Origin of the sequence: Companilactobacillus sp. (assembly GCF_022484265.1) — a bacterium.
Classification (GTDB): Bacteria; Bacillota; Bacilli; order Lactobacillales; family Lactobacillaceae; genus Companilactobacillus.
In genome coordinates this window covers 1,384,189-1,410,491 of the sequence record NZ_JAKVLR010000001.1, presented here as the reverse complement: position 1 = coordinate 1,410,491, position 26,303 = coordinate 1,384,189, and the positions used below count along the sequence as shown (strand labels likewise).

19 protein-coding genes are annotated in these 26,303 nt (G+C 36.4%); 6 read left to right on the top strand and 13 right to left on the bottom strand.

Translation table 11 applies throughout. The features are described from left to right. Nucleotides 1-23 precede the first annotated feature (23 nt). Nucleotides 24-680, bottom strand: coding sequence for a B3/B4 domain-containing protein (locus tag LKF16_RS06850; protein WP_291469922.1), 657 nt, complete (start codon nucleotides 678-680; stop codon nucleotides 24-26). A gap of 105 nt (nucleotides 681-785) precedes the next feature. Between LKF16_RS06850 and LKF16_RS06845 the strand changes: the two genes are divergently transcribed. Then, the gene (locus LKF16_RS06845) at nucleotides 786-1,718 is read left to right on the top strand and encodes an ornithine cyclodeaminase family protein (protein WP_291469920.1); all 933 of its coding nucleotides are present in this window, start codon (nucleotides 786-788) and stop codon (nucleotides 1,716-1,718) included. Between the two features lie 39 nt (nucleotides 1,719-1,757). Here LKF16_RS06845 and LKF16_RS06840 read toward each other — a convergent pair whose 3' ends face one another. The 7 genes from LKF16_RS06840 to LKF16_RS06810 form a co-directional block, all read right to left on the bottom strand. Further along, the gene (locus tag LKF16_RS06840; RefSeq protein WP_291469919.1) at nucleotides 1,758-3,635 is read right to left on the bottom strand and encodes a BspA family leucine-rich repeat surface protein; all 1,878 of its coding nucleotides are present in this window, start codon (nucleotides 3,633-3,635) and stop codon (nucleotides 1,758-1,760) included. Between the two features lie 484 nt (nucleotides 3,636-4,119). Then, complete coding sequence (locus LKF16_RS06835) at nucleotides 4,120-4,482, bottom strand: SLAP domain-containing protein (RefSeq protein ID WP_291469918.1); 363 nt, start codon at nucleotides 4,480-4,482, stop codon at nucleotides 4,120-4,122. Between the two features lie 207 nt (nucleotides 4,483-4,689). Beyond that, on the bottom strand, nucleotides 4,690-6,042 hold the full coding sequence (locus LKF16_RS06830) for a BspA family leucine-rich repeat surface protein (RefSeq protein WP_291469917.1): 1,353 nt from the start codon (nucleotides 6,040-6,042) through the stop codon (nucleotides 4,690-4,692). 481 nt (nucleotides 6,043-6,523) lie between these two features. After that, nucleotides 6,524-10,387, bottom strand: coding sequence for an SLAP domain-containing protein (locus tag LKF16_RS06825; protein ID WP_291469915.1), 3,864 nt, complete (start codon nucleotides 10,385-10,387; stop codon nucleotides 6,524-6,526). 41 nt (nucleotides 10,388-10,428) lie between these two features. Continuing rightward, nucleotides 10,429-11,388, bottom strand: coding sequence for a hypothetical protein (locus LKF16_RS06820; RefSeq protein WP_291469914.1), 960 nt, complete (start codon nucleotides 11,386-11,388; stop codon nucleotides 10,429-10,431). A gap of 462 nt (nucleotides 11,389-11,850) precedes the next feature. Continuing rightward, a complete protein-coding gene (locus tag LKF16_RS06815) occupies nucleotides 11,851-13,662 on the bottom strand; it encodes a BspA family leucine-rich repeat surface protein (RefSeq protein WP_291469912.1) in 1,812 nt (603 codons plus the stop codon). A gap of 109 nt (nucleotides 13,663-13,771) precedes the next feature. Next, nucleotides 13,772-14,308: a YagU family protein gene (locus LKF16_RS06810; protein WP_291469911.1), complete on the bottom strand. Its 537-nt coding sequence runs from the start codon at nucleotides 14,306-14,308 to the stop codon at nucleotides 13,772-13,774. 362 nt (nucleotides 14,309-14,670) lie between these two features. On the opposite strand from LKF16_RS06810, the gene LKF16_RS06805 reads away from it, so the two are divergent. The 5 genes from LKF16_RS06805 to LKF16_RS06785 all read left to right on the top strand — a co-directional run bounded on the left by LKF16_RS06805 (nucleotide 14,671) and on the right by LKF16_RS06785 (nucleotide 22,077). Beyond that, a complete protein-coding gene (locus LKF16_RS06805; RefSeq protein WP_291469910.1) occupies nucleotides 14,671-15,810 on the top strand; it encodes an SLAP domain-containing protein in 1,140 nt (379 codons plus the stop codon). A 163-nt stretch (nucleotides 15,811-15,973) separates the two neighbouring features. Further along, nucleotides 15,974-17,854 carry an SLAP domain-containing protein gene (locus LKF16_RS06800; RefSeq protein ID WP_291469908.1) on the top strand — a complete coding sequence of 627 codons (1,881 nt, stop codon included), beginning with the start codon at nucleotides 15,974-15,976 and terminating at the stop codon, nucleotides 17,852-17,854. Nucleotides 17,855-18,042: 188 nt separating this feature from the next. Then, entirely contained in the window at nucleotides 18,043-18,837 is a 795-nt protein-coding gene (locus tag LKF16_RS06795; RefSeq protein WP_291469907.1) for a hypothetical protein, read from the top strand. Between the two features lie 28 nt (nucleotides 18,838-18,865). Beyond that, nucleotides 18,866-21,028 (top strand): SLAP domain-containing protein, encoded by a 2,163-nt coding sequence (locus LKF16_RS06790; protein ID WP_291469905.1) that lies wholly within the window; start codon nucleotides 18,866-18,868, stop codon nucleotides 21,026-21,028. Between the two features lie 104 nt (nucleotides 21,029-21,132). Further along, the gene (locus tag LKF16_RS06785) at nucleotides 21,133-22,077 is read left to right on the top strand and encodes a hypothetical protein (RefSeq protein WP_291469903.1); all 945 of its coding nucleotides are present in this window, start codon (nucleotides 21,133-21,135) and stop codon (nucleotides 22,075-22,077) included. 12 nt (nucleotides 22,078-22,089) lie between these two features. On the opposite strand, the gene LKF16_RS13080 is transcribed toward LKF16_RS06785, so the two are convergent. From LKF16_RS13080 to LKF16_RS06765, 5 genes are all read right to left on the bottom strand, one after another. Beyond that, on the bottom strand, nucleotides 22,090-22,272 hold the full coding sequence (locus tag LKF16_RS13080; RefSeq protein WP_363305397.1) for a zinc ribbon domain-containing protein: 183 nt from the start codon (nucleotides 22,270-22,272) through the stop codon (nucleotides 22,090-22,092). A 104-nt stretch (nucleotides 22,273-22,376) separates the two neighbouring features. Beyond that, a complete protein-coding gene (locus LKF16_RS06780) occupies nucleotides 22,377-23,081 on the bottom strand; it encodes a zinc-ribbon domain-containing protein (RefSeq protein WP_291469901.1) in 705 nt (234 codons plus the stop codon). A gap of 31 nt (nucleotides 23,082-23,112) precedes the next feature. Continuing rightward, nucleotides 23,113-23,778 (bottom strand): zinc ribbon domain-containing protein, encoded by a 666-nt coding sequence (locus LKF16_RS06775; protein ID WP_291469900.1) that lies wholly within the window; start codon nucleotides 23,776-23,778, stop codon nucleotides 23,113-23,115. 168 nt (nucleotides 23,779-23,946) lie between these two features. Then, nucleotides 23,947-24,669 (bottom strand): MIP/aquaporin family protein, encoded by a 723-nt coding sequence (locus tag LKF16_RS06770; protein ID WP_291470370.1) that lies wholly within the window; start codon nucleotides 24,667-24,669, stop codon nucleotides 23,947-23,949. 146 nt (nucleotides 24,670-24,815) lie between these two features. After that, nucleotides 24,816-26,210, bottom strand: coding sequence for a DHA2 family efflux MFS transporter permease subunit (locus tag LKF16_RS06765; RefSeq protein ID WP_291469898.1), 1,395 nt, complete (start codon nucleotides 26,208-26,210; stop codon nucleotides 24,816-24,818). Nucleotides 26,211-26,303 lie beyond the last annotated feature (93 nt).

Sequence of the window (26,303 nt, the reverse complement as noted above, 5' to 3'; positions counted from 1 at the left end):
CCTCAGTGACAAGCTTTTTACGTTTAAACTACATATTGTTGGTTTACGGACACTTTGTTCAAGTACTTTTCTGTTTGGATTTTTGTGTCTGCTAGCAGGGTTCCTATTTGGTCGGTGGTCATTCCGAATAGGTAGGCTACTATGATTGCGTGACTGGTGTTGTCTTGGATCATGGCTTTGGTTGAGTCTGATGTTGGTGAACCGAATGGCCCGTTGTCATCGGCTAAGACTAACATGTTTTCAATGTTGATGGCGTCTTTTCCGATTCCCTTATAAGTTTGGCCTTCGCCACCCTTTGTTAGGGTGATGTCGCCACTGATGTTATTTAAGTCGTAACTTCCGTAAGGCATTTTGTATTTGAGCGATAGGTAGTTGTTTAGATCCACTAAAGCGTTGATCTGATACAGGCCTTTGCCTTTTACGACTCTTCTCCAAAGTGCGTCTGAAGATGGACGAAATCTTGATGGATCCTTGCCTAATTTTTTGTAGCCTTGTTTGGTAGCTTGGATTTGCTCAGAATTTCTGATGTCTTCGAGCGTGGTCTCATTCTCGATTTGCTGTTCCATTGGTGTGAGAAGCTCGTCCCACATGGTTTGGTTCAATTCTTCATTTTGAAACTCGATCTCAGTGACACCGAGTTGAATTTCTGTAGGTATTTCTGGGTCTCTAGTGATATTCATTTTTTCAGCCTCTTCTCAACGTATAACTTCATTATACAATTAATAATATATTGTGAAAATATAATCAATGTTATGATTGTAGTATACGAAAGGCGGGAAAATTTGATGTTATTGCTATCGAAAGCAGATATTGAGAAGTTTTATACATTAGAAGATTGTATCAATGCAGTCGGAGATGCATTTCGACTTTTTTCAGAAGGTAAGGTCCAAGTTCCTTTACGGACGCAGATTAAAAAGCACAATGACCAAGATACCTTTTTATGCATGCCGGCATTTTGTGAAGAGTACGATGCATCTTGCGTAAAAGTTTTGAACATCGATGCCAAAACCGGAGTTGTCGACACCGTCATGGATGGAAGTTACGTCACGCAATTGCGGACCGGTGCAGCATCCGGTGTTGCGTTCAAATATTTGGCTAAGCAAAATTGCCGAAAAGGGGCTTTGATTGGGACCGGCGGACAAGCTGCCACCCAACTTGAAACTATGTTGATAGTCAGAGATTTGGAAGAAGTCCAAGTTTCTGATCTCGACTACGATCGAGCAGTGGAATTTGCTGAAAAAATGAGTCAGAAATTGGCTAAGTATGGCACGAAGATCACGGCCGCAAAAAATGGAAACGAAGCTGTGACTGATGCCGACCTAGTTATTTCCGTGACCCCATCAAAGCAACCAGTTTACGATGCCGAAAAGATTAAACCCGGAGCAACCGTCAGCGGAGTCGGTTCGTATCAACCAGATATGGAAGAGACCCCAGTAGAATTAGTTGAAAAAGCTGACAAGATTTACTTTGATTCTAAAGATGCCGTTTTGGCAGAGGCTGGAGACATCTTGATACCATTAGATAAGAAGATGATAACTGATGCTGATTTCACCGGCGACATTGGTGAAGTAATAGGTGAAAAAGTCGTTGGACGCGAGAATGACGACGAGATCATCTTTTTCAAGACAGTTGGAATTGCAGCCCAAGATTTAACTACTGCGAAATCGATTCATGATAAGGCAGTTGAGCAAGGATTCGGAACTTATTGGAATGACTAAAAAAGACTATCCGCGAGGATAGCCTTTTTAGTATGGAAACTATTGAACATCGTCAGCTGAGACGAATTCGTTAGTAGAAACACGGAAGTATTTTTTACCGTTGATGTTGATGACACGGTCGGACTTCCATTTAGTGTCAGGAGCAAGCGAGCGGTTGGAAATTTTACCAAGAGCAGAGAGCAATTCGGCATTTTTACCATTCTTAGTAGTTACAACCTGGGGATCACTGTCGTATGCGTAAACATCGTCAGCAGCAATCCATTCGTCAGTCGAGATGCGGTAGTAGGTAACGCCGTCGACAACCATTTGTTCATCACTGTACCAATCGGAACCAGCCTTGACCTCACGATTTTCAACCTTGAGGTCACCAGTGTAAAGTTTGACGAACTTGCTCTTGAAGAGAGCAGAGACTTTTCTGATGGCAGACTTGATGGATTTTTTGTGAGTTGGGGTGGTTGGTTTAGGAACGATAGGTTGGAGAGTTGACGTAGAAGTATCTGTTGGGTAGAAATTCGAAGAATCAGATGAATTATCAGATATAACCATAGGAGTAAATACCACAGGATCACCAAGTTGAGAAACATCACCAGTTTCAGGATCAACATGGAAAGTAACAGTCTTAGTTTTAGTTGAATATCCCGTTACTGGCGGAAGATCAACCGAAATATTATTATTAGTGTCCAGCGTCTTACCCGTAAGATCAACAGAATGGACTTTGAATTTTGGATCATTATCAACTGAAGATTTAGCATTTAAATTTTGCTTAGCAGCATCAGTCAATTTATCAAAGAATGCGATGGAACCTTGAGGAATAAGTTCACCAGTATCAGAGATTTTAATCGACACATTTTTATTAGTTGTGAAACGTCCAGACACTTTAGGAACAGCAACTGTAACAGTCTTGCCCAGATTATTAATAATATCCGAAACATGAACCTTAACATCGGCAATCTTATCTCCGTCTAAAGTAGCATGAACTTTAGTATCAGTAGAATCTGGGATAGGAGTGCTTGCATTCATTGAATTGTTCTTTCTAAGATTAATTACTTTTGTTGGTGTATCTAACGAAAAAATTTGATTTAAGTTGGATGTGTTTATATTTTTTGAAATTGTCCTATCTTCAATTGATTCAGTGTAAGTATCACCATTTTTTATAATATCAGAATCTACTAGATTGAAATTTGAGGGGAATGAGATATCTAAGATAGTTGTTCCATCAAACATGGAACCAGTGAATGGATAATTGTTCTTTAATTTTAATGGGACCCATTTTGAGAGATTTAATATAGTAATGCTTGATTTGTAGAACATTTTGAAAAAAGTAGATACATGTGAAACGTCAAAATTATTAATATCTACTGTTTTTAATTTTTCGTCATTTGTAAACATATTTGACATGTCGGTTGTCTTACTCGTATTGACAGTGTCTAGTCCTGAGATATTTGTCACATTTTTAAAATTTTCAAACAGACCTGGAACTTTTTCATCGAATGTAACATTGGAATCAATAATAATTTCTGTAATTGTTGATTTAGTAGTTTTACCGAATTGATTGAGATAATTTCTTAAATCAGAACCAGATAATAGACCTTCGTGTATAGTTAGAACCTTTCCTACTAAATTAAATGTACATTTGTCTTGTGAGGTAGTTTTTGTTTGTTGAACACTATATGTATTTTGTTTGGAAATGATTGCTGAATTTTGACTCATATTAGATTGTTGTTCGTTATTTTCATTGGGATTAACTTTGATTGATTCAGTTGTGTGTGAATTGTGAAGTGTATCAGCATACACTACTGCTGGTGTCATTTCGGATAGGATTATCCCTGTTGTCAGAGTCATTCCAGCGATCGCTGCCATTTTTCCCCGTTTAACCATTTTCTTGTGATGATTACTATTATTGTATTCCTTTTGCATAATATAAAATCCTCCCTGAAAGTTTGGTTATTATATAAGTTAAAAATAGCATTTATATATTCACAAAGTGAAATTTAAATTATTGTATTTTGATAATTATGTTCAATGAATTTTTTTATATATTGCTAAAAAAATGATTTTTGAAATGTTTTGATAACTGATATAAATGCGATGAACAAAATATTATTGAATTGGTCTAGATTTTACTAGTGTCAATTAATTTGGTATATTTGATCTAAAAAATAACAATAAAATCAAATTTGATATGCTGTTATTGACTTTTTATAATTGTAAATATTTTGTTTCTAAGATTGTTTTGAGTTAGATTTTTGCTATCAATACTTATTTCATCATTTCAATTACGTATAAATTTGTATGTAATGGAATCTGATACATACCAAATGTAATATAATAATTGTTACAAAATAATAAAACACCAAATCGATTGATTTGGTGTTTTATTTTAAGAACGTAGGTTGTCTGATTAATTGATTGTTACGTCGTCAGAACTTACGAATTCATTTGTTGAAACGCGATAATATGTTTTCCCATGGAATTCGAATGAACGATCGACTTTCCAAGAACTATTAGAAATTAATCCTCGATTTGATAGATTTCCAGTTGAATTGATTAACTGTTTTGTTGAGTCGCTTTTAGTTGTCACTGTGATGTTTTTGTCAATGTATGTATATGTATCTTCTGAATTAACCCATTCATTTGTTGAAACACGATAATAAATTTTTCCATCTTTTTGCATTTCTTGATCACTGATCCAATCAGTATTTCCACTTAAACGGCGATTAGATTGTTTGGAATTTTTATCAAAAAGTTGTGCAGAATCCTTCACAGGATGAACAGAAATTTTTCTTTGTACATTCTTTATGATTGGATTTTTATCTGGCAAAGTTACGTTAGGATTTTGAGGTGATGGAACAGAAGGGACTGATGGAATACTTATAACTTCTTTTTGTCGAGTATATTTTGCAGCTTGTCCAATGTTTTGTGAAACAGAATGACGATCTTCAATATCTTTTGAAGAATATTCTTTATCATATTAAGGCTTGTCAATCGTTCCATTTCCGACTATCTTCCAAGTGTTTTTGTAACCTTTTAATTCAGGGGATAGTTCACTTCCTTGAATGCTGATGTTATTGGATAATGAAATAACTGTGATTGGAGTATTTGACAACATACCAATTGTAATAACCCTAGGTGCTTGCCAAGTGCTCAGATCTAGATTTGAAATTTTAGTATTTGCAAACATATATTTCATTGATTGGATATGAGATACATACATTTTGGACACATCTATGTCTGTTAACGATGTATCATTTGTAAACATATTGTCTAGACTATATGCATATTGTAAATTCAAATTTTCTAATCCAGTGATGCTTTTGGCGTTTTTGAATCCAGAAAAGGTGTCATGAGAATTTTGAGCAAGAGTCATAGGTGCTTCAATTTTTATACTTTTTACTTCATCCTTTTTATGGTCTTTGACGCTATCAAAAATGTTACCTTCTATAGCAACGTGCTTTGTTATATGTAATACACCGTCCTTTAATACGAGACCGTTTCCTAGATCAGTACCATCCACTTGAGGTAAAACATTATCAACTTTTTGTCGAGTGTAAATTGCAGCTTGTCCAATGTTTTGTGAAACAGAATGACGATCTTCAATATCCTTCGAAGAATATTCTTTATCATATTGAGGTTTGTCAATCGTTCCATTGCCAACTATTTTCCAAGCGTCTTTGTAACCTTCTAACTCAGTAGATAGTTCACTTCCTTGAATACTGATGTTATTGGATAATGAAATAACTGTGATTGGAGTATTTGACAACATACCAATTGTAATAACCCTTGGTGCCTGCCAAGTGCTCAGATCTAGATTTGAAATTTTAGTATTTGCAAACATATATTTCATTGATTGAACTTTAGATACATCCATTTTGGATACATCTATGTCTGTCAGTGATGTATCATTTGCAAACATATTATCTAGACTATATGCATATTGTAAATTCAAATTTTCTAATCCAGTAATGTTTTTGACGTTCTTGAACCCTGAAAAAGTGTCATGAGAATTTTGAGCAAGAGTCATAGGCGCTTCTATTGAAATACTTTTTACTTCATCCTTTTTATGGCCCTTGACGGTATCAAAAATGTTACCTTCTATAGCAACGTGCTTTGTTATATGTAATACACCGTCTTTTAATACGAGACCATTTCCCAAATCATTATCATTTGACTGGACCGTTGTTGAGTCTTCAGCATGCACTGTTTGAGTAGGGATAACAGATATTGAGGACGCCATGCTAAGAGTCAGTCCAGTAATTGCCATAACTTTGGTTAATTTTTGACCGTTGATTAACTTGGAATTTGATTTTTCTGTAATCTTTTTCATAATATAATCCTTTAGTTTTTTTATTTACTTAATGACTATAGCATGAGAATGATCAAAAATTATATTTAAATACTTGTATATTATGACTTATGATTTAATGTGATAATTTATGATTATTACCATGTTGCTATTATAATGAATCACCAGTAGTCTCCCAGTAATACATTTAATTTAAAATTTGAATGTTTATGATAAATAATATTCAATTTATTTTTTTATTTCCAAAACAATTATATATAAAACATATATCATATTTTACTAATTAAATGCACGTTAACAAAACTACTTGGTGGAAAATAAGATGATAGATGATTAAATTGATGACACTAAAAGCTACAAAATAAGTTATTTATCGATTTTTATATAATTTTAAAATTCTATAAAAATTTGTTTTAAACACAAAAACACCAAATCAATTGGTAGGTTGATTTGGTGTTTATTTGTATTGTATTTATTATTGGGAGGAATTTACATATGTGCTTTAGATTACTTCAACATCATCAACTGAGACGAATTCGTTAGTTGATACTTGATAGTAATCTTGTCCATCTATTTTCACTACTCGATTAGTAGCCCAAGATGTATTTGCTGCCAAATTACGATTTGAAGTTGATCCTAGGGAGTTGATCAGTTGTTTCTTCGAATCTGATTTAGTTCTGATTGTAAGGCTATTATCTTGATATTCGATTGCATCTTCGGCAAGGATCCATTCGTTTGTTGAAACGCGGTAATAAGTTTTACCATCTTTTTCCATTACGCCATCTACTAGCCAGTCGCTTCCACCTGTTAGGGAACGGTTAGAAACTTTCAAATCACTGGTATAAAGAGTGATTTTTGCTTTTGAGGCATGTGTAGAAATAGTCTTTTTCACTTTTTTAATAGCATGGTCTTTATCAGCAGGCTTAGTAGTAGCTGTTGTGGAATTAGAGTTTCCGCTGTTATCTGGTTTTGTGCTTGGTTTTACTGAGTTTGCTGAACCAGAACCGGTATTATTTTGTGATGATGGTTTATCAGTGTTTGTTGCGTTGCCATTTGTCGAAGGTTTTCCAGGAGTAGCGTTTCCTTGTTCATTTGGTTTGGTTGTTGTTTGGCTTTGGTTATCCGGTTTGACGTTTTCATTATCTGGAATTGAAGTATTTGGTTCAGTTGGTTCCACTGGCTTTTCTGATTGACCCTGATCTGGAACGTTAGGAATGATTTGAATCGGATCAGTTCCACCTTGGTTTGCTTTTTGATAGTTAACAAAACCGGCAGATTCCGGATTAATAACTGTGATTGTACCATCATTGTTTACTTTTGCTTTAACAGTATCCTTATCAGCGATTAGTCCTTCAACTTCAGGAACTTGGATATCAATTGTTGATCCCACTTTTCCTTGGACATTTTCAACAGTTTTAACTCCGTGACTTGTATTGATATTTACGTGAGCTGTAATTATAGGAAGGTTTGGCATAATTTGAATTTGATCAGTACCACCGATGTTGTAATCGTTATATGTAACAAATCCATCATGATCAGGGTCGATTACCGTGATTGAGCCATCGCTGTTAATTTTTGCCTTAACGGTTTCTTTATCAGCTAGTAAACCATCAAGATCGGGTACGGCAATGTCAATGATTGAGCCAGCCTTGCCGGTAACGTTTTTCACAGTTTGGATTCCACGGTTTGTGTGAATATCAACGTTTGCTGTGACGATAGTCAAGTTAGGAACGATTTGAATTTGGTCAGTTCCACCTTGGTTTGCTTTTTGATAGTTAACAAAACCTGCAGCATCTGGATTAATAACAGTGATAGTGCCGTTATTATTTACCTTAGCTTGAACTGTGTCTTTGTCGGCAACTAAACCAGCTAATTCAGGAACTTGAACATCGATAATTGAACCGGCTTTACCGCTAACGTTTTTAACAATTTGGTCTCCGTTGCTAGTCTTGATAGTCACATCAGCTGTAATTGTAGGAATATTAGGTGTGATTTGAATTTGATCAGTCCCACCTGTGTTGTAATCCTTGTATGTTACAAATCCTTCGTTATCAGGGTTGATAACTGAAATTGAACCATTCTCGTTTACGATAGCTTCGACTGTTGTTTTATCTGGAAGAACGTCTTTTTTATCAGGAACAACGACATCGATAATTGAACCAATTTTTCCTTCGACATTTGAAACTGTCACTGGTCCCTTATTAGTCTTAATTGTTACATTTGCTGTGACTGTTTCGGGTTCTAGTGTCACTTGTTCATTGGTTGTAATACTGCCGTCGCTGTTAACATGGGCTGTAACAATAAATTTATCATTTGTGTAACCCTGAATCTTAGGAACGTTAACAATAATGTCAGCATCGAATAAACCTGAAACATTCTTTACAGTAATGATTTTGCCTAAATTAGTCTTAATTTCTACATTTGCTGTGAATGTCTTTCGAGAATAGTTAACTACCTCATCAGAAGTGATCGAACCATTTCCGTCCACAGTTGCTGTGATAACAGTTTTATCTGGAGTATATCCTGCCACTTCTGGAACGTTAACAAGCACGTCGCTACCGATTTTTCCTTTGAAGTCTTTAACAACTAGTTTTTTGTTTAAGTTGTTTTTTATTTCGACATCGGCTGTAACATAGTCACTTGAGTAGTTAACAATATCATCGGAAATAATTTTTTCATCGTCAGTGATAGTTGCTTTAATAGTCTTTTTATCTGAATGGTATCCAAAAATTTGAGGTACAGTAACTTCAATTGTGTCACCGACACGACCTGAAACGTTTCTAAGAATTTGACGATCGGTTAAGTTTGATTTGATTACTAATTTTCCATGAACCATGTTAGCTGTGTAAACAACTTTCTCGTCTGAGGTGATACTTTCATTTTCATTAATTGTAGCCTTGATTGTTTTTTTATCTGCCGTGTATCCCTTTAGTTGAGGGACCTCAATGGTTACTGTTTGACCGACAATTCCTGATACTTCTGCTTTAATAGTTTTGTCTTTTAGATTTGTTTTGATATTGATAGTTTTTGTGATTGTTTTTGGTGTGTAGTTGACCACTTCGTCTGAATCAATTGTTCCATCAGGGTGAACAAATGCTGTGATTTGCTTTTTGTCAGGAGTGTATCCAGTAACAGTTGGAACATCTACTTTAATTTTTTCGTTAACTTTTCCAGAAACTTTTGCATGAAGTGTTCTGTCAGGGAAGTTGCTATTAACCACCATTGTTGCATAGATTTTTTTAGGAAGATAAACGGCATCATTTAATGGCTTGATAGAACCATCACCCGTAATTACTGCTTGAATAGTCTTACTTTCCAAATAATATCCTTCGATATTTGCGGAATCTGGAATTGTAAGCGTAACAGTGTCTCCAACATTTCCAGATACGTTTTCAATGATAATTGATTTCATGTTTGAATGAATCGTTACATTGGCTTTGATTCCACCAAAATAAGTGACTGATTCTTTTGTTGTAATAGTCCCGTCGGGATTAACTTTTGCTTTAACGGACTGTTTGCTGAGAATATAACCTTCTTTTTTAGGAACTTGAACTGTTATCTCGTTACCAATTTTTCCTGTAACATCCTTAACAACTTGATCACCTAAGTTAGATGAAATAGTTACATCTCTCTTGACCACATCTGAATATTCAACATTAGTATCAGTTGAGAATTTTCCGTCTTCACTAATGTGAACTTGGATTTTGGACATGTTTGGCAGTAATCCCTTGTATGGTGGAAGATCAACTGGTGTCTCAGATCCTTTTTTACCACCAATGTTGTTAATTGTAATATCACCAACATTAGTATGGACATTTACTGAGCCGACTGCATAACCATCTTTTGTTTGGTAGTCTTCGCGATAGGTCAAACGAGCACCATGATTAGTCATTTTTCCGCCTTTAAAAAGCAAGCCCTTCATTACTGAATCAAAAGAATGTGTAGGATCTTTAATATATTTGTCGAGTTGTTTAGAGCTGTAAGAAACTTCGGTGTCATGGTCTCTAATTGGTCCAAGCCAGTAATTACGTACCCATCCATGAACGGATTTATCGACCATTTTGATTAAATCGTGAGTTGGACGTTTTACATCAGACTCGGATTTGAATGAACCATTAGGTTGAAATTTGACCATCTTTGAGTCAAATAATTTACCATCTAAATAAGTTTCCATAGAGAATTCAGCAGTTGAATCTCCTGGTTTGTTTGGTGTTTCTTTTTTCGCTTCCAAAGGATTAGCTGGTTTCGTTGCTGTTGCTTTTGTTTGATCTGTACTTGCTGACGCATTAACGTTCAGTGGTTGAATAATAGGTGCTGTAAAACCACCTAAAATTACAGTTGATAATAGAATTCCTTTTAATTTCATTTGAGATCTCCCTGTATTTGTATATAGTTTCTTTAGTTTGATTAGAAATGGAAGTGCGGAATGTGTGAGATTACATTTTTAATAGCATCATGAGCTCTATGCAGCTTATGTTTGATTGACACAAAGTGATGATGATGCACTGGTTTAACCGGATTAGTTGAAACTGAAGGATGTTCTGGTTCATGAGTTCCAATATTATCTACTATCGGTGAATAAATAATATTTTTGTCGTAAGCCAAGGTCCCGTTTTCGTTGAGAGAAACCTCAACAGTTTTCTTGTTGGAAATATATCCCTCAACTTGTGGAACAGTCACTACTGTTTTTCCATCTTTTAAAATATGAACGGAATCTGTTGTTTTTAATCCGACTGGTGTTGCAAAAGAAGGTGTTCCATCTACACTTTGGAGTTCGTACTGTGCATAGAGTACTTTCTTAGAAGTGCTTTTATCTACAAGAGTTAAGCGACGATGTGAAGAACCAAAGTCATATCTAAGTCCTAGATGGCCTGAAGAAATATAGTTTGCTACTGACCCATCAGTATTAACTACTGATTGTGGTTGCCCATGGACCGCAATTGTTTCCCCGTTTTGTAATTGCTCTAATTGATCGTCAAAAATTTGCATTCTGATAGGTTTAAATCTAGTATCCCCTTTATCAAAGATGCTGCCTTTTATTTGAGACAATGGTCCATTCTCCAATTGATTGTTGACATCGATAAATATTTCAATTGCAGTCCCAGGTGTAAAGTAATCAATATTGAGATCTTTAAAAATAGATATCACATCTAAACTTGGTTGATGAGTATCATTGATATCAATAAGTTGTTTTACATTTTCTATTGAATTGATGTTAAACGACTCTTGCTGAGTAGAATCAATAGTCGCTGCATTGACATTACATACAGAAATTTCTGAAAAAATCATTCCTGCACTTAGTGTTAATCCAGCGATAGCCATTAACCTTACTTTGCTTTCATGTGTAACTTTTATATGTTTGTTCATCCATTACATTCCCCCCGAATATAGTCAAGATAATTGTTACAAGACAAAACTTTAACATGGTCTAGTCCACAGAATGAAATTTAATTTGTTGTAATTTTCATTTTATAAATGTATAAAACCAGTGATATTTGATATTGTTGATTTCCTTTGAAAACGAAGCCATTGTGAACAAGACACATTTTTTATGTAATCTTGCATTTATTCGATTGACTCAAAATAGACTAAAAAAATATGATTATTTGATAATTCGACTATTTTATAATCATTTGCACCTAAAATTTTATGAATTTTTATTTTTTTCAAGAAACCATATTTGAAAAAAAATTACACGTTGTTAATCTAAAATTTACATTGTAAACATACTGAAATATATTTCAGAGACTGTTTTTTTAATACTGATTTAATGGTTTTACAACTTAAAAACGCCACATTAACGGTTGGTTAATGTGACGCTGTTTTTGGTTAATTAATTATGATATCTGTATTAGCGACGAATTCGTTTGTGGACACACGGTGGCATAAAATTCCGTTGATAACGGTGGTTCGATCTGACGACCAGGTGGAATTGCTTACTAATCTTCGGTTGGATTTAGTCCCGTCAGATTTGAGCAGGTCTTTGTGGTATCCGTCCTTGGTGGTTATGGTGTTCTGTTTACTCTCGTATGAATAAATGTCGGAACCATTGACCCATTCTTTAGCAGAAACTCTGTAAAAAGTTTTCCCGTTGATCGATTTTTTACGATCGGATAGCCAGTCAGATTTGGGAGCTAATGAACGAGCTGGAATTTTCTTGAAGTTGGAATCATAAAGTGGGATCGCTCCTGATTTTTCATGAGTAGCGATGGTTAGGGGAGTCTCAAAAATCGTCAGATGGACCTTGGAAATTGTGGGATTGGTTTTATGTGGGGTTGGAGTAGGGAGCGAAGGAATAACGTTTATAGATTGACTCGGAAAGGGCGTAACTACTTTATGATTTGTCTTTCCTTGAGAGTTTGAGCTGGCGGGAATAGATGGATTTGGTAATGGTTTGGATGCTGGATGAGTAATCGTTTCATGGGGTTTCGGTATGGTCGGAGTTGGTTTTTCCTTATTAGTTTCATTTGGATTCTTAATTGAAGATATTTCAACTACATTTCCGTTTTTTAAAATGAGTGATTTACCATTATCGCTTACGGTGGCTTGAAGTTTTTTTGTAGGGTCAGTTAATTTATAAACAGCTTGTTTCTTCTTGGGAATAGAAAGGACGATTTCGACTTGTTGCCCAGCGGTAACTTCGGTTAGTTTAGTGTTATTTTGATCACCCTTAGCAATTAAATAGAAATTGGGAGTCACAACATTGGATTCAGATCCATCTACTTTAACCACAAAGTTAGTAGACTTAATTTCATCTGCTGGGAATGTAGAAGGAGTATTAGCTGGTATGCTTTTATCTAGTGTATATGTTGCATCGTCATCTAGTGGATGTGAGACTAAATCTTTAAGCGAGATTGATTTATCTGTTTTAGAATTTTTCCAATCACCATTTCTTAACCCAGCATTTTTTAAATTAAGTCCCTTAAATGCTGTAAATGAATTTAGCGGGGTGTCTTTAAACATATTTTCGGTATTTAGAGATTTGGCAGCTTTAAAAGGTGTTAGATCAATCGACTTTAATTGAGTGTTTTCAAATGCGCTGGTTAAATCGATTTTATTATGCGTGGTTAGTTTGGGCAAAGTGATATTACTTAGTGGTGTGTTTTTGAACATTCCAGACATGTTTGTAACCTTAGTAAGATCAAGTCCCTTAAGATTGATTGATTCAATTTGCGTTCCAGCAAACATATTTGAAACATTAGTTACGTTGGATGTATCAAACGAATTCCAGTCAACTTCCTCAAGTTTCGTGTCGCCTTCAAAGAATCCACTTAAGTCCATTAATTTACTGGGTACGAGGTAGTTTAATACAGAAATGTTTTTTATGTTTGGCAATGAGCTGAAAAATTTTTTATTGTTTTCGTTCAAATGGACACTTACTCCAAAATTAATTGATTCTATACTTTTTGGATCAATTTTTTCCTTACGTAAATTATCGGCTAATGTTCCAGTTGGAAAGTTAGAACTTTTAATTGTTAGTTTGTTTTCATTTACTAGGTATGGATTATCACGAGCAGTATGTGCATCCGAAGCTGCCACCGCGCTCCCCCAATTCATTCCGTTGGTTAATACTCCTGAAGATAGTGCAACTGCTGTGATCAGCAGTGCCTGGCTGGTTGTTTTGACTAAAGTTTTTTTCATATAAGATCTCCTTTGTGTGTTTGCTATCGAGATAGCTGTTAAGAAATTACGTCAGGAGATTCGATTTTTTCCAAAAAAAAACTAGCCTTATCGGCTAGTTAATTAATAATTAAAATCCGGAATCGACTTCGCGGTCTGGTTCGTGGGTGATCCGGCTTCTAAAGTCACGTCTGAAGACTTCAATTGTCCAAGCCCAAACCATGTGGCCTAAAGCTTCTGAGAAGTGTTCTTCAAATGGTTGGTTCCAAACTGCTGGAACGGTTCCCATTAATGGCATGATCAAGAGGTGGAATAATACCCAGATGACAAGTCCATAAACGGTACCTTGTCCCAACTTGATCTTTGGATAATACTCTGCGATTACACAGTAAATAATAGCGAAAGTGATTGAGAATCCAAAGTGCATGATGAAACTTACCCAAGGCATTTGTTGGCCTGAATAAGTGTATGTCAAATGCGTGATTGCCTTTGGAATTCCGAATTGTTGCAATAGTTCTTGTGGTGGATTGGTCAAATTTCTGGCAACGGTTCTAGGTGGTAGTAAAACTTCCCAACCTAGCTTAACGATACCGGACATGATACCACCAATAATACCAGCGATGACAGCTGCCCAAATTCTGGGTTGTCTTCTTGTGGCGATGTTCATAATTAAGCCCCCTAAAGTTGTTACAAGTTCATTTATAGTCCTTTTGAATTCGATAAACCATAGTTGTTTAAAAAAATTTAAAAACACTTCTAGTTAACTTTCATGAACTTTACACTTACTCCTACTAACATGACTATAGTTCCTTCAGAGTCTTTTTGGCTGAAAAAAGGCTATCGAATTACTGCTATTTATTATGTGGATAACTGATAATAATCGATATTTTACGAATGATTAAAAAGGACAAAATTATTTTCCGTTTGAATCGAATCATATTATTTTTTATATAAGAATAATCATAAAACTCCTTATAAACGCTGATTTGACGGATAATCTGACTATTAGAATATTCAAGAGAGGTTCTTATGAAAAATACTAAATCGACTATTATCAAAAGTCTGGTTTTTTCTGGAATTGTTCTAGGAACTATCGGACTTCAATCTACGATCGTTGATGCAGCTACAAACGCTGGTATTGACGCTGCTACAAACGTAACAGATACAACTACTAATAAAATTACTAATCAAATTGTTTTCACAAATGGTGACGTTGAAGTTGGAAATGCTGCAACTATCGTTACTGGTACTAAGGTGGGACAAGTTATTGATTTAACAAAACAGCTTCCAGCAGGATACCAAGTGGCTTCTGGCAATAATAACTACACTCTAGGCAAAGACGGTGCTATTAATCGAGTTGAATTAACCAAGGTCGGCAACGTTACGGCAACGGTTCATTACATATACAACAGTGGCCAAGTTGGTTCAGAAGTTTTGACTGGTAACGCCGGTGACTCTGTGAGCGTAAGTAAGGTCCCAGCTGGATACTACTTGGCAAACAAGTCTCAAAACAAGGTCATCCTAGGATCTGGTTCATCAGACGTTTATCTAAACGTTAACCCAGCAATTCACAATACGATCTCATTCGTTCAAGACAACACTGCAAAAACTGAAGTTGGCACGACAACTATTTCTGGCGAAGCTAGTGGCGACAAAGTGACTTTAGCAAGTAGTTCGCTTCCTGCAGGCTATACCTTGAAAAACACTGATGACTCTTCAGTGACAATGCAACCAGATGGCAGCAAGCAACAGATCACGGTCGTAGCAAGTAGCAAAACTGAAGACTTCAAGGGTGCAGTCGGAACAATGGACAAGTTAGTTTCCTTATATTCAGATACAGGTGCTAAACTTGATGCCCGTTCATTAGGTGTTGACAGTTCATGGGCCACTGATAAAAAGTTGACCTTGAATGGTGATACTTACTATCGTGTTTCGACGTCAGAGTGGGTAAAGGGTAGCGATGTTTATAGTTATACCTCAAATCCAACAACAGTCGTAACCAAAGATGGAGCAATCTCACATCTATACGATGCAACAGGAAAAGTTTCACCAAGCAGATCAGTTTCCGCAAATTCCGCTTGGTATTCCGATAGAACAACCATGATCAACGGTCAAAAATACTACCGTGTTTCAACCAACGAATGGTTGTCAGCAAATGATGTAAAATAATTTATCAATTTACAAGGATGTTCCCATTAAATGTAGTGGGAATATCCTTATTTTTTTATTCATAGTGATGTAAATGAATGTAGTATGTTTACGATTTCATTCTAGATTAGTATTTAATGATCATATATATTAGAAAAATATAAAAGAATGGATGGATATTACTTTGAGTAAAATAAAAAATACATTGTTAATTACAATAATGATGACAACTGTTACGAGTACAATGAATATTTTTAATACGGAAAGAGTATTGGCTAACGAAAATACTGGGGTTATAAAAAATGTGCCGGATGAATCAGAATTCGGAATGCAAATTAATTTTCGATATAACGGTCATTATGTAGATAATGAATATATTCGTGGGGTAGAAAATCAAGAAAAAGATATTATGGAGTTGGTACCAGATGGTTATAAACTGACTAAAGGAACATCTAGCAAGGTAATCATGCATAGAAATGCAAGTGAAGGTATTTTTATCTCAGTGGAACCAGTTAAACACACTTTAAAAATTAAATTTGTTGATGAATCCAACTCATTTAAAGAAGTTGGCACTCCAGCAGACTATCAAGTGTTCCCCGATGAGCTTATTGAGGAAAATGAATATATAGATCAAGTACCTGACGGCTATGTCATATCAAAAAATGCAGAAACTTATTTTTATTCAAAAAAATTAAAAGAAGGAGCTGTTGAGGAACATAAAATATACGTCAAAAAGAATTTGAATGATGAATATATAAATACAATACAATTAAAAGATGAAATGGGTGGTGCGATAGGAACCCCATTTAACGTTAAAGGCAAAAAAAATGAGATAAAAATCTTGGATAGTTCACATTTACCGGATGGATATGTTTATCGATATGATTATAGTGAATCAAGCTCTATTAGCTATAAAATCATTCCAAAAGAAACAATACAATACATAACAATCATGAAGAGAAGAGAACCTAGCAGTTTTATTCAGAAAGAAATTAAGTTTATTAATTCAGATGGAAAGATAATTGGAAATTATTATATTCACGAAAACGACGGACAAAGAATTAATATTAATAGTTCATGGGTTCCCAATGGATATAAGTTGAAAAATCCTAATCAAGAATATGTTATTCAAGATGATGGAAAAAGTCTGAATGTTAATGTAGATGAAGAAGAAAAGGTGACAAACAAATTTAAGATTGTTGATGAGGATGATCCTTCAAAAGTTTTGAAAGAGATTGAATTGTCTGGACCTAATAATAGTTCCGTCGTATTTAAAAACGACTTAGTACCTGGATATGGTTATAGACCCAATGCCGCATTTATATATTTTGAACATACAGATAAAATAAAAACAGTGAGATTTTCTAGAAAATATAACAACATGATCTTCTTTGTTACATTCGATGGGACTGTTGTGGGTAAGAAAGAAGTATCTAATTTTGATGGCTGGAAAGTCTCATTGACCGCTCCCAAAGGATATGAATTTCCAGCAAATTATTTAGATAGTATTTATATTTCAAAAGAGAATAAAAAACAACGAGTGGTGGTTCTTAAGCTAGAATCTGATCATTCAAACATTGGAACAAGTAATATTGGTGGTGGCAGTACGAATAACTCTAATTCAACGAATTCTAATTCAACCCACTCAAATGGTGACAGTTCCAATAAGAAGATAACTAATCACGTCTCCTTTATAGGAATTCATTTTATCGATAAAACAATTCCGCTTTTCGATTCAAATGGAAAAATCTCTAATCGTCAACTTGCTTCAAACACTGATTGGGCTGTCGACAAGAAAATGGTCCTCAATGGTGAGACTTACTTCCGAGTTTCAAGTAATGAATGGGTCAAAGCTGCTCATGTTTATGAATATCAAAGTATTAATGGTGTAATCGAAACTCAAAATAAAATTTCTAAACTTTACGATAGTAAAGGAAAATTATCTGTAAGTCGAAGCTTGGGTCCAAATTCAAGATGGTTAACTGACAAATCAACCATGATCAACGGTCAAAAATACTACCGTGTTTCAACCAACGAATGGTTGTCAGCAAATGATGTAAAATAATTCACAAATACGTAGTCCCCACCGGTAACGGTGGGGATTTTTTTGTGAAAATAGTACTAATAAATGTTGTAATATCACGACTCTTCAACTTTGATATATTGTGAAATAATCGTGGATTGCGGGTCAATTTTGGGTTAAATTGAATGCGGTTACAAAGTAGCTAAAATATTTTTATTCAGGTGGAAGAGATGTCTAATAATAAATTAATTACTAATGTATTACTTTGTGGAGCGTTGCTGATGACCAGCGTTGTACCAGCGATGAGTGTTTCTGGAACGGCTCAGGCAGACAGTACTGACTCAACTCGAATGGTTCAAGCTGACCCTTTAGCTGACCATATGGATTTCGATTTTTACGATTTCAATACGCGTGAAAAAGTCGGTGATCTGCAGGTCAATATTTCTAAGGGAGAAGAAAAATATTTGACGACTGATGATATTCCAAATGGATATTTCTTTTTTAATCCTGATGGGAAGAAGACTGAATTGATTTGGACTATCAAAGGTCGACCCGGCGCAACTGAAACTGTTTATCTGATCAAGAGCAGTAAGGACGACTCTCTGGCAAAAAATTCATTCAAGCGTTATGGATATATTTCTACTAAGACTGACCAAGGTCCGATTCAATTAGTAAATAGCGAGGGCAAGGCCAGCAATCGGATGCTTGGACCAAATACTGATTGGGCGTTTGACAAGACTTGTACCCATAAGAAGAATGTCTATTTCCGAGTTTCGACTGATGAGTGGGTCAAGGCAAGCGACGTCTATCAATATTTTGGAATCCATGAAATTGCGACCGTCAAACCAGACCGCAGTGCCAAAGTGGTCTCAGTTGATGGACAAACAATTGGTGGAACGACTTTGACAGCAAACTCAGTCTGGCTGGCAGATAAATTAGCATACATCAACGGCAAGCAACATTTTAGAGTATCCACAAACACGTGGGTGTCAGCAGATGATGTCACAAGCAAGATTTTGTACTAAAGCGAAGATTTGAGAAAAGAGGTTGATCGTGAAGAAAAAATTTTTAGTTGGGACTTTATTGAGTGGTTTCATCCTTGGGTCGTTTGTTTTGCCGACGGTTTCGAGTGCTGCGGAAGTGCTGGAATCTGAGTCTGAGAAAAAGAAGAAGAGTAAGCACGGTCATCAGGGTTCGCTTAAAATGGACTCGGCGATTTTTAAAGATTTGCATTTTGTCGGTCCAAAGCACTTAGAAAATGTCGGTCAAACAAGACATGATACTATTCAATTCATGGGTCTTCGAAAAACGGTGACGCAGCTGATCACAACGCATGTTGGACAGCGAGTTACGATCAAAGATTATGAAAAATATATTCCAAAGGGGTACGAGGTAGACACTTCTCGCACATATAGTTTTGTTGCTCAAGACAAGCCATGGCCAGAGACTTTCATGGTTTACTTGAAAAAATCAGTTCAAACTGAATTGACGGCAAAAATTAATTTTGAAGCTGACTTCGGCAAGGTTCCAGCGACTGAGGTCAGTGGAAAATCTGGGACAACGATCAATTTAGAAAAATATGTCCCAGCTGGCTACAGTTTAGCTACAGGTCAGGATAAAGAGTTTGTTTTGTCAGAAAAGACAAAATCACTAACTGTGAAGATAGTCGCCGAAAAGCATTATGATTCAATTCAATTTTTTGGCACGGGTGGATTTTACAGTGTCGCTAAGCGTGTCGGGGAAAAAATCACGTTAGCGGATTATCAGAAGTTCATTCCAAAAGGATTTGTTATCGACAAGTCAATTCAGTATGAATTTGTTTCTGGCAATCGCGGTCAAAACTTTATTGTTTATCTGAAAACAATGGCTAAGATATCGAACACAGTGAATTTTGTTGATGAACATGGCAAATTATTAGGTACTAAAACAGTCAGTGGATACGATGGGGAAAAGGTTAAATTAGTTGATACTGACGAGTACAAAATCACTGGCAGCCATACTTATACGATCTCTGAAAAACAAACGGTCGCAGAGATCAAAGCTACACCGGCCAAGATTGAAAAAGAAATTAAGTACGTCACTGACGATGGGGTCGAATTTGAAGGATTTAACGCGATATTTGATGTAAACGGTCAATTAGTTATCGATCAAGCCAAGATCCCGGCTGGTTATGAAATAGAATACGGATATGAACCAATTTTGAATGACGGTAAAAAAGTCATTACAGTAAAACTATTCAAGACACATAAGAACACCGTGCAATTTGTGACGCCACATGGGGAAATTGTTGGTACAACTGAGATTGCCGGACGTTCTAACCACGAGGTTATCGTTACTCCTCCGAGTGGATTTGAATACTTAGATAGCTCATACAAAATTTTTAACATTTTAAGCGATAATACGACGCAAAAAGTTATCGTGACTAGTTTGGAAAATTTGGTGGTTCCAGATGATTCAACTAGTGTCGAGGCACCAACTGAAAATGTTGATAACTCAGAGACGACAGTTTCAAACGAAAATGAAGCTGATCAACCAATTTTAGAAGAAGTGCGTCCTCCAGAAATCATTAGTAGTTCTGAAGGAGCTGGAAATTCGCAAACTTTACCAACTGAAAAAGAACCTGAACCTGTTGATACTCAAACTGACAATGTTGATTTGGGCAACGTTGAACAGATTGAGAAACCAACACCTGACACTGGTTCTAATAATGTTGAGACTGCACCAAATGTGAGTGGGCCAGAGGTTCAGACGCCTGAACCTAATCCGATTGAACCAGGAGATTTCATCGAAGGTACGAATCCAGAAATCGATGAGAACAATCCACAACTGACTGAAATATCTGGACAGATCATCACGCATGGAATGGGCGATCGAACACAGCTCTATGATCAAAATGGACAATTGATCGATGAGTATTTGGCACCGCATTCCGATTGGAAAGTTGACCAACGTGCAATTATCAATGGTGAAATTCATTATCGAGTTTCTACTAACGGTTGGCTCAAAGCTAGCGAAAGTCTGCGCTATGATCCAGTTTCACAAATTGTTACGACCGGGGATAAAGTCGTCACAGTTTACGATAGTCAAGGCAATGCGACTAAACGAAGTCTGGCTGCAAACACAAGCTGGAAAGCTGACAAAGTCGCAACTATCAACGGAAAAACTTTTTACCGTGTGTCGATCAACGAATGGATCGCGGCAGATGAATTAAACTAAAGAAAGCCTTTTGATAAAGGCTTTTTTTAATATTTTAAAGTGCTAATTGATAACATTTTGACTAATTTGCGGATATTATGGGGTTAATATAAGAGGTTTTTAAATTGCGTAAAAGTCAATTGAATAATGACCGTGAAATGGTTACGATAAAGGTAAATTTTGAATATAATGGATCGATAATTTCGGCTATTTTCATAACGGGTGAGATTGGATTGATAATTGATATCACGCATCGAGTTCCCGAAGGTTTCGTTTTGGCGGATGGTCAATCGGCGCATTTTGTGCTTCACCCAGTCCTAACTAAAGGAGTGGTTATAAAATTGGTAGATTTAAAAGTAAAACCTAGCAATAAGAATAATTCAAACATCAAACGTGTTGCTCCCGGAACAATTATTGAAAATAAGATTCACTTTATGACCAAGACTGAGCATGAGATCTGTCGTGGGACTATTCGTGGCCCTGAAAAATCCAAGGTCAGGATCCAATGTCCTCCTGGCTACCGGTTCACCTCAGATTATTGGAATTTTGCTATCGTTTCAGCCGACAATCCTCATCAAAAAGTTTACGTGGTGCCGCTTCAAAATCAGAAGTCGCCTAGGCGGACTGAGACTTTGGACTCAATTTTTGACCATCGGACTAGTTTGTCAGGTTTCTTTATGACGTATTCTAGTAATGGCATTATCCCAGTGTTCAACGGCCAAGGGTTGACAATTTACAATATGGCCAATAATTATGATTTGAAAGTTTCTCACTGTGCCGATTTGCACGGGACGACTTATTTGGAGATTGCACGAGACGTTTGGGTCAATGCACAAGACGTGATTCAGTATCAACCGTTGGAGTGTCGAGTTGAGGCAAATGAAGCTACGGACATTCGGCTTTTTGACTGCCAGGGTCGAGTTACTTCACGTGGGATTTTGACCGACCAAAACATTTGGTACACTGATCGAAAAATTAATATTAATGGAACGACCTTGTATCGAGTCACCGAGACCGGCTGGCTGTCGAGCAGGGATGTCCATGAACTCAAAAAAGCAGATAGCGATTAGCTACCTGCTTTTCTAATATCCCCAAAATGCAATAACGTGTGAATACCAAGATTGACGTTGGTAAATTTGTTTTTTACAATTACGGACTATTTTCGGATCTTTAATTTTAGATCCCTTGTCCAATAATTCCATACCGCATTTGTCGCAGTATTTTAAATCTGAATCAACTTTTTCCCCACAGTTTGAACAATACATGTTGTATTTCTCCCCCTAATTAATTCAAGTTCATAATACAATAATATCGTTTGAGGTTAAAGCTAAATCAATAATTAAGCAAGACTAATGATTGCTTAAACCGATTAATTTCTATCCAATTTGTTTGTTTGGATATTTCCGTCTTGGACAACTAACCATGTTTTCCCTTGGCAGTCTTCAAGGTTGAGAGAATATCCTTTTCCCCATTGTTGCAGAGCCTGACTAGAAGCATAGGTTGCATCTTTGATGAGCCTTTCAGTAATATTATCACCATATAAATCACTATCCATCAAATATGCATTGAAATCACTACCTTGAACGGTCTTACAAGTAATTGTTTTATCATTTAAGGTCCAGGTGCAATCTCCACCAGCTGTTTTCATTTCATCATAGGTCATATGATTCAAGTTGGATGAATAAGGACCAGAATCACTAACGTTAGCCCATTTTTTGAATAGACTTAATTTGTCTGCATCACTTGTGGCTGCATTTCGATACGTTGTTGTCTTCGTGAATGCAAATAATGCAACAATCAATACTAATACCGCGAAGATTATTTGAATTCGATGTTTTTTGATCTTTGTGGCGAAGTTGCCGGAGTTATTTTGATTAAAATTTTGTTGTTGATTTGAAACGTTAGTATTTAGGTTCTGAACAGGTGGTTGTTGGTTGTTTACAGGGCTATGTTGAGTATTATTGCTATCACTAGAATCATTAGTTGCACTAAATTGAGCAACGTTAGCACCACACTTAGGGCAGAACTTAACTCCTTCAGGAATTTTTGCTCCGCAATTTCCACAAAACATCATATTTATTTATCCCCTAACTCATATTTTAAAATTATGCTTCAAGCAAATGGTCTGTTTTAAGTATTCCGTTTTGGGCAGTAACTACGGTGTTGCCACTTTCATCTTGTACTTCGACGATGTAATTGGGACCCCATTCACGATTTGCTTCTGAAGAAGTTTTTTCGATGCTTGTTCTAAGGAAGGTTAATTCTGATTTGGCATAATTAGTTTCATCTAAGAAATCAATCAATTTTCCTTCTTCTTTAGCTTTCAAAATTACTCGATTATTCTCGACAGTCGCAGTTACACCAATATCGTCATCATTAGTAGTCATCCAACTACTAATATATTCAGATTTTGATGATGAGCTCATTGTCATGTCACGATACTTTGCAGTTCTCGAGAACATAAATCCACCAACGACAATAACGATTAAAGCGATGATGATCAATGTCTTGTGTTCTTTGATTTTAGGGTTTTGCAATAAAGATTTCGTATTTGATGTTTGATTTTGTTGAGTACCATTCATTGGTTGAGTAGGTTGTTGAACTGGAGCGGCTTGTTGATTTGGTACTGCTTGACTTGAAGCACTTGGGTTTGCTGTTGGTTGCTTTTCCTCGTTCTTTGGAGCACTAAAATCGCTAACCTTTGCGCCACACTTTGGGCAGAACTTAACGTTATCTGGAATTTTTGCCCCACAATTTCCACAAAATATCATATATTTAATCCCCGTTTCTTTGTTAACCGACATGGCGATAGTTATGCTATGTCATACAATATAAATTATATAATATTCTACTATTTTTGCGGTTATGATTGTAGTTAGATTGAGGTAAATTACAAATTTAGGTAAAAAAAAAAACAGATCATAGTGATCTGCTTTTTTTTATCCGAAGAATACACTCCAGACTTTAACTGCACAAATTCCGCCAAGAATTGGTGCTACTACTGGTACCCAACTATAACTGAACTGGGATGAACCTTTGTGTTGCAATGGTAAGATTGCGTGCAAAAGTCTTGGTCCAAGATCACGAGCTGGGTTAAGTGCTGGTCCGGTTGCTCCACCAAGTGAAACAACTAGGGCCATAACTAGGAATCCTAGTCCGATAAAATCAGCTCTCAAATCGATTTTATCGGCTGTCAATGCGACTGCTCCAAGTACTAGGACAAATGTTCCTAAGAACTCGTTGATAAAACCGTTTAATTGACTATGTTCGTTATCGATAGTTGAGAATGTTCCCAAGATCGATTCCGCATTAGTCGTGTGATTGTAGTATGGCTTGTATGCAGCCACGATACAAGCTTGTCCAAAAATTCCTCCTAGCATTTGTGCTAAGACGTAGGGGAATACTTCTGCCCAAGGAAATTGTCCGTTAACGGCAAGTGCCAATGTCATGGCTGGATTGATCTGTGCTCCAGAAATACCAGCGAACATCATGGCTGGGATCATAACCCCGATACCGTAACCGAAACCTATCAGGATCCACCCCCCGTGGAATCCTTTCGTTCCCTTAAGTTCAACGTTTGCTACTGAGCCATTACCTAAAGCAACCATCAAAGCGGTTCCCATAAATTCAGCCACGCAGCGAATAAATAGTGTGTAGTGCATAAATTCTGTACCCCATAAATTTATTTGCACAGTCGAATCTCTTGCTTAGCATGGCTTTGTAGTCTTCTAAGGCCTCAAATCAGACCGTAACGATTAATAAGTATAGCACATGGCAAACGGTTGCAAGAGAAATTGTGAAAAAGTTTTTATACTTTTTTTCTTTCGTTTGTAGCTAGATTTAACAGTATTAGCGCAATTATCAAGAATATGAGCATCACGATAAATGAATTTTGTGAACCAATTGCCGTTCTCAAACCGTAACTTTTCGGCGTTGAAGCGCTTTGTGAAATAGTTACGATAGTAGATACGATCGAAGTTCCGACTGCACCAGCAAATTGTTGGACCGTGTTAAAAAATCCATTCCCGTCAGCATTTTTTTCCGGAGGTAGTTGCTTTAATCCGTTGGTCATAATGTTTCCCATGGCAAAGCCCATGCCCAGCATGAATAGCAGATAGAATGACAAGATGAGAGTATCAGATAAGTGACGTCCAAATAATACGTATAAGAACATAGCAACTATTTCGAGAAAAATTCCACTCAAGATAGGTTTTCTGGCTCCTAATTTATCAAGGATACTGCCGCCAAGCGGTGCAAAGACTGCGCCTAAAGCAGCACCAGGAAGCACGACTAATCCAGCTACCAAAGCAGTTTTTCCGTTGACTAGTTGAATATAATTTGGAAGCACAAAAGACATGCCTAAAGCTCCTAATTGGACTAGGAAAAAGGCGGCTAAATGTTGAGAATACTTGGTATTCTTTAAAACTTTGATATCGATTAATGGGTTGTTGCTCTTTTTAGATTGTTGAATAAATCCGATTAATCCTAAGACACCAATGATAAAGGGTACCCAGAAGTTGATTGGTTTTGAAACTAACATTGAAAGGTTACTGAATCCAAAGATCAAACCGACGAAGGCGATTGAGATCAACAATAAACCAGCTAAGTTCAAACTAGTTTTTTGCAAAGGATTGACTTGTTTGATTGCCAAAGCTCCCATGATCAAGGCAATGATTACAATCGGTAGCAGCAAGATGAAGATGCTTCTCCAGCCTAGTGAGTTTACTACTAGACCACCAAAAGTGGGCCCGATTGCCGGTGCGATGGCAGTGATCAGAGTACCAATCCCCATCAGCAGGCCGATTTTTGAAACGGGAGCTTGTTCGAGAATGATATTGAACATCAATGGTAAAGCAATTCCGGCGCCAATTCCTTGAATGACACGGCCGAGAACGAGAATTGGAAAAATGGGTGCGATGCTATCGATGATCAGACCGATTGCAAACAAACTAGCAGCCATGATAAAAAGTTTTTTGGAAGTAAAATTGTGTTTTAAGTAAGCGGACAATGGCATCATGATCGATGCGACCAATAAATATCCTGTCGTCATCCATTGAACTGTTGCGGTGTTAACGTTAAATTGTCGCATCAAAGTTGGGAAGGTCACGTTGGTGGCAGTCTCTACGACGACTCCACAAAATGACATCAATCCAGCAGCGACGATCGACAAAATTAGACGAGCGTTTAATTGTTTTTCTTGCATAGGTCCTCCTAAATAGTTAGAATTCGAACTAACATATGATGTTATAACATAATTCATTATAAATGTGCTAGTATAATTTTATGTTAGAAATCA